Here is an 8,292-nt window from a genome sequence, read left to right as displayed (position 1 = left end):
AGACAAAAAAGGACGCCGTGTAGATACCTACATGGCTTCCCAGACAAAAAAGGACGCCGTGTAGATACCTACATGGCCTCCCAGACAAAAAAGGACGCCGTGTAGATACCTACATGGCTTCCCTAGACAAAAAAGGACGCCGTGTAGATACCGACATGGCTTCCCCGGCAAAAAAGGACGCTTTTTACATACGGATAATTGTTGAAATATTGAAAAGCGGAGCTTTTTACATACGACGAAAACATGTGGCGGCATGGCACGTAGCTTGTCGCCTGCGGCTAATGGAACTGCTGGAGGTAATATTCCCGGAAAGCCGACCGGACCATTACGTTTACAAATTCTTACCTACCGTTACTTCAACGTTTTGTCAATTTTTGTCTTTAGAGCATAATGATTTTTTTCAAAACAAACCCGACCCTGAAGAATTGCCGGATTGATGTTATATTTCTCTCCTATTTCAATGAGTTTATCATCATCTAAGGGGAAATCGTTACTCAAAACATCATTCCAGCACTCTTTTGAAATCAATTTTTGCTGGGCAAATGAGTCTGCTTCTGCTTCATAGGTATCAGTCCTGTCTTTCGTTGTTAAATCCAAAAAGCTTTTTTCCTTATTATTTCTTAAATGCAGATCTATGTGACCTATTTCATGCATTACAGTAAAAGCAAAATTATCAATACGGTTGTGTCTTAAAGTTATAGCTATAGCAGGATTATTACCCGACCAAAAAGAAAATCCATCAACTGGCATTTTTTCAAGTTTTGGAATTAAAACCAGTTTAATACCATATTGATTCAAAGTTGATTTTACATTTTCAATTGTTCTTTCGTTATTAAGAAAAACACTGTTTAATTCAATACACAATTGCGCTATGTTTTCAAACTTAAACGTATTTACAGTTTGAATTTTAGCCTCATGCAGCGCTAAAGAACTCCATGCAAACATATTTTTTTCGTCAACCTGAAGTTTTTCTGATTTTCGATAAAAGGCAAATTTATTCTTAGCATAAACAGACACTAAATCATCAATATTTTCCACATTATATATTTCTTTAATGGCTAGAATATCCTTTTCAAGATCATCATTGAGATAACCCAGTTTTTTAAAGTAATTAACCGGGACATATTCTTTTATCATTTTCCAAATCTCAATATTTTTAAGCTTTGCAATATTTTTCTCTTTAATTCGAGCCTTATCTATCTCATATTGAGATTGGAATTTCATCCAATAATCAGCAGGTATTTCGAATATTTTTTCTAATAAAATGGCAATATCAGCTGTGACAGGTCTTTTACCCTTGATAATTTCATTTAAAAATGAAGCTTTAACTCCAAGTTCTTTTGCTAAGTCTTTTTGTTTCAAATCAGGCCTTGCATCCAATTCGTCTTTTATTAAAATTCCCGGATGTGTTGCTTCAAATGGTAATATATTATTTTGTGTTGTCATAATTTCAGCGTTTACCTGTAATGTTTGCTTAATTCAATAATTGAGCATATTGTAATGGTATCGGGTTCTTCACCTTCTACGGCACTTCGAAATTCTATTCGATATTGTTGATTTACCCGAACAGATTCTAATCCTTTTTTGTCTCCAATTAATTTTTCATAATTCAAACTTCTCAATAGAAATAAATCCTCAACTCTATTAGCAACTCTTAATTTATCTATGGTCTGTTTGTATTTAGAAATCAATCCTTTGGGATAGCGATACTTTTTGCCTTTTGCTTTACCCTCGGTATATAGCTGCTCCAAATAATCTGTTTCAAATACAATTTCCATATTCGATAATTTCTAATGCAAAGGTAAGCACAAATAACCAAATAAGTTCACTTAATTAGTGAATTTTATCAACTTCAAACCTCTGATTACAGACAATATTAAATCATTACACGTATTCTATCCGGCACAACGGCTTATTTTTTCCATACGATAATGATAACATTATGCCGGAATAAAAAAGGAGGCTTTGTACATATAATAATTGCTTGTGTGTATATGAAGACTGGACTGGGACGTTGAAAATCCCGGTTACCGTTTTTTATTGATTTTATGAATTGTCCGACCTCTTTGAGGTCGAAGGTTTGTAGCCAATGATTGGCTACAAACATCAGGACTCCGGAGGAGTCCAACTGGGATGCATAAAGAATAAATGCTTTACAAATCAATCCGTGGCGCATGATACATAGAAAAATTGCACCCCATCAATCCGTAAAGCTTAATACAAACATCAGGATGCCTCGATAACGACTTTAAAGTCGGCGTCCCAGGTCAACCGGCCGTTTATTGCATTGCCCGATGCATCCACAAAACCTTTCAGCAGGTTGGTTTTCCCTTTCAGAATGAGATCCCCGATTTGTTTCTGAGTCAGCTTTTTACCCATAAATTCGAAGGGGATGACCACCCTGCAGCCTTGCGCATAACGCTCGCAGCCATAAGCCGAATGCCCTTTTATGATGAGTCCCTCCTTACATTTAGGACAAAGCCATTCGGGTTCTTCCTCCTTTTGCAGTTGCAGCTGATAATTATCGTCGAGTATGAGCACGCCGTCCATTTTCTCGCCGGCCTGTTCAAAGCCTTTTATCAGCGGACTTTTCTTTTTACGAAGCAGCGTCTCCATCTGGTTGTCGGTAAGTTGCTTGCCCATAAATGTAAATGGCACCACCGTATGGCAGCCCTCTTTATATCTTGAGCAGCCCCACCCCTGCTTCCCTTTGAGCATGACGCCTTCACCACAACGAGGACATTTAATGGACGACTGGGCGCTGGCGGCAGTTTGCGTGCCGGCGGCACCGGCCTTCTTTTTGGACTCGTCGTCCACCACCTCAATCATCTGTAAAGTGGGTTCACGACGCACCGCATAAACAATGTCAGACACCATCTGCTTCAGTTCATTCATAAACTCAGCCGGGTCGTAAGTGCCATTTTCAATCTCGCGTAATTTCTTCTCCCACAAACCGGTTAATTCGGCCGATTTCACCTGGTCATGACGAATGATGTCAATGAGCTGCACGCCCGTAATGGTCGGGGCCAGACTCTTTCGGTTGCGGGTGATATATTTACGTTTAAACAACGTTTCGATGATGGCCGCACGCGTGGAAGGTCGCCCAATTCCGTTTTCTTTCATGGCATCGCGCAACTCTTCGTCGTCCACCTGCTTACCGGCCGTTTCCATGGCACGCAACAACGTTGCTTCGGTATATGGTTTGGGCGGTTGCGTCTCCTTCTCCTGCAAATCGGGCTCATGGCTTCCGCGCTCACCTTTGGTAAATTGGGGCAGCACATTGTCGTCGTTTTTACCCTGGCTCATCTTCATCACCACACGCCATCCCGGATCGAGAATCTGTTTTCCGGTGGCCTTAAAATTCACCGTTTCAACCTTTCCCTCCACCGTGGTGGTACTAATAGTGGCATCGGGATAAAACGCCGCAATAAAACGCCGCGTCACCATATCAAACACCAGCTTCTCGTCGCGACTGAGCGATGAAGAAGGATTTTGTCCGGTGGGAATAATAGCGTGGTGATCGGTAACTTTGGTGTCATCAAACACCTTTTTCGATTTGGGGATTTTTTTGGCCAAAACAGGCGCTGTTAACGACTGGTAAGGCTTCAACCCTTTCATGATCCCCTCAATTTTAGGATACATGTCGTTACTCAGAAAAGTGGTATCGACACGCGGATAGGTGGTCAGCTTCTTTTCGTACAACGACTGAATGGTCTTCAGGGTATCGTCGGCCGACAGACTGAATTTACGGTTACACTCCACCTGTAGCGATGTCAGGTCGAATAATCGGGGCGGTGCTTCCCTTCCCTTTTTGCGCTCAAAACCGGTTATTTCAAACTCTTTACCACGTATGACCTCAATGGCTTTTTCGGCCTCTTCCTTATTGGTATAACGCCCTTCAGAGTTGTTAAATACCACCTCTTTATAAACCGTTTTTAACTCCCAGTATGGCTGTGGCACAAAATTATCAATCTCCTTTTGCCGTCCGACAATAAGTGCCAGTGTGGGCGTTTGCACACGACCAATGGACAGCACCTGTCCCTGCTGGCCATATTTCAGAGTGTACAACCGTGTGGCGTTGATGCCCAACAGCCAGTCGCCAATGGCACGTGCACTGCCGGCGGCATACAGACGGTCGAAATCGGACCCGTCGTAAAGCTTATTAAAGCCTTCGCGGATGGCCTCTTCGGTCAACGAAGAAATCCACAAACGTTTTACGGGACACTTGCAATTGGCTTTTTGTAACACCCACCGCTGAATCACCTCACCTTCCTGGCCGGCATCACCACAGTTAATGACGAGCTCTGCCTCTTTCACAATGGACTCAATGGCCCGAAATTGCCTGATGACCCCCTGATCACTAATCAGCTTAATGCCAAACCGCGATGGTATGATGGGCAATGTGCCCAGCGACCAGCGCTTCCAGTCGGGTAAATAATCGTGTGGCTCCTTCAGGGTGCATAAATGACCGAACGTCCATGTCACCCGGTAGCCATTACCTTCATAATAACCATCTTTTCGGGTGGTGGCCCCAAGTATTTGGGCCAATTCTTTTGCGACACTGGGTTTTTCGGCAATGCAGACCTTCATTTTTTTTTGAGTTCCATTTAACTGATCCACGAAGATAGTTAGTCTCAGCTAAAAAATTCAAATGCACCGTAAGAAATGTTCAAATTCAAGGCTTGTGAAGTCTGAAATATTTTCCAACCGCCTCACGCATGCCCCCTAACCATTTCGCCTTGCAACGCTTTCTGTGAATCGATTTAATTCCCTCACGCATGCCCCCTGACCCCCTTGAGGGGGAACCGCCAACCCGCAATGTGGCGAAGCAATAAAAAATTCGCGTTAATTCGTGTTAATTCGCTGATAAAAATGGAGGACAAATCAAGGCTTACATACTGATTGGTTGTTGTATTATCCAATATTTCTAAATTCCCTCACGCATGCCCCCTGACCCCCTTGAGGGGGAACCGCCTGCACGCAATGTGGCCATGGCACTAAGAATTCGTTTAATTCGGACTAATTCGCGTAATTCGATGACAAAAATAAACGTAACAAAAAATGGGATTTTCTTGCTGACACATTAATAGGCAGATGCAAATACGTTATTGTCTTTCGGGCTGAAAGCCCAACTAAATTCAGCCCAATGGCAACGCCTTGGGGAAACCAACATCGAACAAAACAAGCGCCCTGAAAGGGCAAATCAAACTTTCCTTACTGATTATAATACTCTCCTAAACCCTCACGCATGCCCCCTGACCCCCTTAAGGGGGAACCGCCTGCGCGCAATGTGGCCATGGCACTAAGAATTCGTTTAATTCGGACTAATTTGCGTAATTCGATGACAAAAATAAACGTAACAAAAAATGGGATTTTCTTGCTGACACATTAATAGGCAGATGCAAATACGTTATTGTCTTTCGGGCTGAAAGCCCAACTAAATTCAGCCCAATGGCAACGCCTTGGGGAAACCAACATCGAACAAAACAAGCGCCCTGAAAGGGCAAATCAAACTTTCCTTACTGATTGGTTGACGTATTTATAATACTCTCCTAAACCCTCACGCATGCCCCCTAACCCCCTTGAGGGGGAACCGCCTGCGCGCGATGTGGCTGGGGCACTAAGAATTCGTTTAATTCGGACTAATTTGCGTAATTCGATGACAAAAATAAACGTAACAAAAAATGGGATTTTCTTGCTGACACATTAATAGGCAGATGCAAATACGTTATTGTCTTTCGGGCTGAAAGCCCAACTAAATTCAGCCCAATGGCAACGCCTTGGGGAAACCAACATCGAACAAAACAAGCGCCCTGAAAGGGCAAATCAAACTTTCCTTACTGATTGGTTGACGTATTTATAATACTCTCCTAAACCCTCGCGCATGCCCCCTAACCCCCTTGAGGGGGAAGCGCCTGCGCGCGATGTGGCGGGGGCACAAAAAAATTCGGGATAATTCGTGTTAATTCGCTGACAAAAATGGACGTAACAAAAAAATTGCACCAAATTGATGGCACCATGCCACCGAAGTTTTCGCAGAAACACAAAGGAAATACGGGCAAGGGTCATTGTTTGCAGGCTAACTTTTGTAATTTCGTGGCTTCAAACCAAAGATGAATGAACTTTTTCACCCCGTCTGTCGAACGAAATATACCGCGCTTATACCTCATCAAAACAGCCAAATGGTTTATGCTCACCATGCCTATTCTGATGCTGTTTTACAAAGACATGGGCTTCAGCAACGAACAAGCATTCCGTTTAAAAGCCATCTATTCCATCGCCATCGTCATTTTTGAGATTCCTTCGGGTTACCTGGCCGATGTGCTGGGGCGTAAAAGCACGCTGGTGTTGGGAAGTATTCTGGGGACGTTGGGTTTTATGCTTTACTCAGTGGGGACAGGTTATCTGTGGTTTATGGCGGCGGAAATAACGCTGGGCATTGGACAAAGTCTTATCTCAGGTGCCGACTCGGCCATGCTCTTCGACTCCCTTAAACAAGGCGGACAGCAACATCAATATACCAAATACGAAGGGCGGACCCTTTCCATCGGCAACTTTGCCGAATCGCTGGGCGCCATTGCCGGCGGTGCTTTGGCCGAGATATCGCTGCGCACGCCCTTTATCTGGCAAACAGGCATCGCCTTTGTGGCCGTGCCGGCAGCCTTTACGCTGGTAGAGCCCGGCTTCGCGCGTCACCGCTTAAAACCCGGGTTTAAAGATATTTTGGCAATCGTAAAATATGCCATGGTCATAAATAAAGAGTTACGATGGGCATTAATTTACTCGTCAATTATAGGCACTGCCACACTCACCATGGCCTGGGTTTATCAGTTGCAACTGCATGCCTTTGGATTTTCGGAGATATACATTGGCGCCACAGCTACTTTTTTAAATTTACTGGTCGGCATTATCACACTTTGGGCCTATCGGCTGGAAAGAAAACTGTCACTACGGGTGCTTACAATAATCATGACATTTTTAATAACCGGCGGTTTCATCGCAGCCGGACTCAGCACCACTTCCTTTTGGTTGATTGCCGTCCTGATCATTTTTTATGCCACACGGGGTATTGCAACGCCGGTGCTCAAAAATTTGGTGAATGTGATTGCGCCGTCCGAAGTACGGGCAACGGTGCTCTCTATCCGCAGTCTCATTATTCGTGCTTTCTTTGCCATCATAGCGCCATTTTTTGGATGGCTGTCTGACCAACTGGATCTGAACCAGGCGCTGATCATCACCGGCGCGGTCTTTATGGTTACCAGCTCTGCTTTTATTGCTCTTTTTATTCGCAGCCTCAAGAGGCCCGACCAGAAAAGAATTTGAGTTAAAAAGATATGGGGATTGGTTGTTGGATTTTCGATATTTATAAACCGCCTCACGCATGCCCCTAACCCCCTTGAGGGGGAACCGCCTGTGCGCAATGTGGCCATGGCACTAAGAATCCGTTTAATTCGGGTTAATTCGCGTAATTCGCTGATAAAAATGAACGTAACAAAAAATGGGCTTGCATCCTGATGGTTGATATATTTACAAAACCGCCTACGCATGCCCCCTGACCCCCTTGAGGGGGAACCGCCTGTGCGCGATGTGGCCATGGCACAAAAAATCCGTTTAATTCGTGTTAATTCGCGTAATTCGTTGATAAAAATGAACATAACAAAAAATGGTACTTTCTTGCTGACACATTAATAGGCAAATGCAAATAGGTCATTGTTTTTCGGGCTGAAAGCCCAACTAAATTCAGCCCAATGGCAACGCCTTGGGTAGAAAAACATCGACCTAATTAGCACCCTGAAAGGGTAAATCAATACTTACATACTTATTGGTTGTTGTATTTTCCAACATTTTCAAATCCCCTCACGCATGCCCCCTGACCCCCTTGAGGGGGAACCGCCTGCGCGCGATGTGGCCATGGCACTATGAATCCGTTTTATTCGGGTTAATTCGCGTAATTCGCTGACAAAAATGAACGTAACAAAAAATGGTACTTTCTTGCTGACACATTAATAGGCAGATGCAAATAGGTCATTATTTTTCGGGCTGAAAGCCCAACTAAATTCAGCCCAATGGCAACGCCTTGGGTAAACTTAAACCGACCAAATCAGCGCCCTGAAAGGGCAAATCAAACCTTCCTTTCTGATTTTTTCAAAACCGCCTACGCATGCCCCCTAACCCCCTTGAGGGGGAACCGCCTGCGCGCAATGTGGCGGGGAATAAAAAATCCGTTTAATTCGTGTTAATTCGCGTAATTCGATGATAAAAATAAGCGTAACAAAAAATGGGCTTGCATCC

Annotated in this window: 4 protein-coding genes; 1 reads left to right on the top strand and 3 read right to left on the bottom strand. The window is 43.9% G+C overall.

What is annotated here, in order from left to right:
- Positions 1 to 351 precede the first annotated feature (351 nt).
- The 3 genes from ACT3CD_RS17110 to ACT3CD_RS17100 all read right to left on the bottom strand — a co-directional run bounded on the left by ACT3CD_RS17110 (position 352) and on the right by ACT3CD_RS17100 (position 4,590).
- Positions 352 to 1,446, bottom strand: coding sequence for a HigA family addiction module antitoxin (locus tag ACT3CD_RS17110; protein WP_444646886.1), 1,095 nt, complete (start codon positions 1,444 to 1,446; stop codon positions 352 to 354).
- A gap of 11 nt (positions 1,447 to 1,457) precedes the next feature.
- A complete protein-coding gene (locus ACT3CD_RS17105) occupies positions 1,458 to 1,778 on the bottom strand; it encodes a type II toxin-antitoxin system RelE/ParE family toxin (RefSeq protein WP_444646885.1) in 321 nt (106 codons plus the stop codon).
- Between the two features lie 448 nt (positions 1,779 to 2,226).
- Positions 2,227 to 4,590 carry a DNA topoisomerase 3 gene (locus ACT3CD_RS17100; RefSeq protein WP_444646884.1) on the bottom strand — a complete coding sequence of 788 codons (2,364 nt, stop codon included), beginning with the start codon at positions 4,588 to 4,590 and terminating at the stop codon, positions 2,227 to 2,229.
- A gap of 1,527 nt (positions 4,591 to 6,117) precedes the next feature.
- Here ACT3CD_RS17100 and ACT3CD_RS17095 point away from each other — a divergent pair.
- Positions 6,118 to 7,323 carry an MFS transporter gene (locus ACT3CD_RS17095; protein ID WP_444646883.1) on the top strand — a complete coding sequence of 402 codons (1,206 nt, stop codon included), beginning with the start codon at positions 6,118 to 6,120 and terminating at the stop codon, positions 7,321 to 7,323.
- Positions 7,324 to 8,292: the final 969 nt, after the last annotated feature.

The organism is Geofilum sp. OHC36d9 (assembly GCF_052400685.1).
Lineage (GTDB): Bacteria > Bacteroidota > Bacteroidia > Bacteroidales > Marinilabiliaceae > CAZHHH01.
The sequence above is the reverse complement of the archived record's forward strand: the minus strand, read 5'-3'. Positions and strand labels throughout refer to the sequence as shown.

Bases quoted from the DNA above. Each gene is read 5' to 3' on its own strand.
- ACT3CD_RS17100 (WP_444646884.1), bottom strand. From the start codon at position 4,590: ATGAAGGTCTGCATTGCCGAAAAACCCAGTGTCGCAAAAGAATTGGCC.
- ACT3CD_RS17105 (WP_444646885.1), bottom strand. From the start codon at position 1,778: ATGGAAATTGTATTTGAAACAGATTATTTGGAGCAGCTATATACCGAG.
- ACT3CD_RS17095 (WP_444646883.1), top strand. From the start codon at position 6,118: ATGAACTTTTTCACCCCGTCTGTCGAACGAAATATACCGCGCTTATAC.
- ACT3CD_RS17110 (WP_444646886.1), bottom strand. From the start codon at position 1,446: ATGACAACACAAAATAATATATTACCATTTGAAGCAACACATCCGGGA.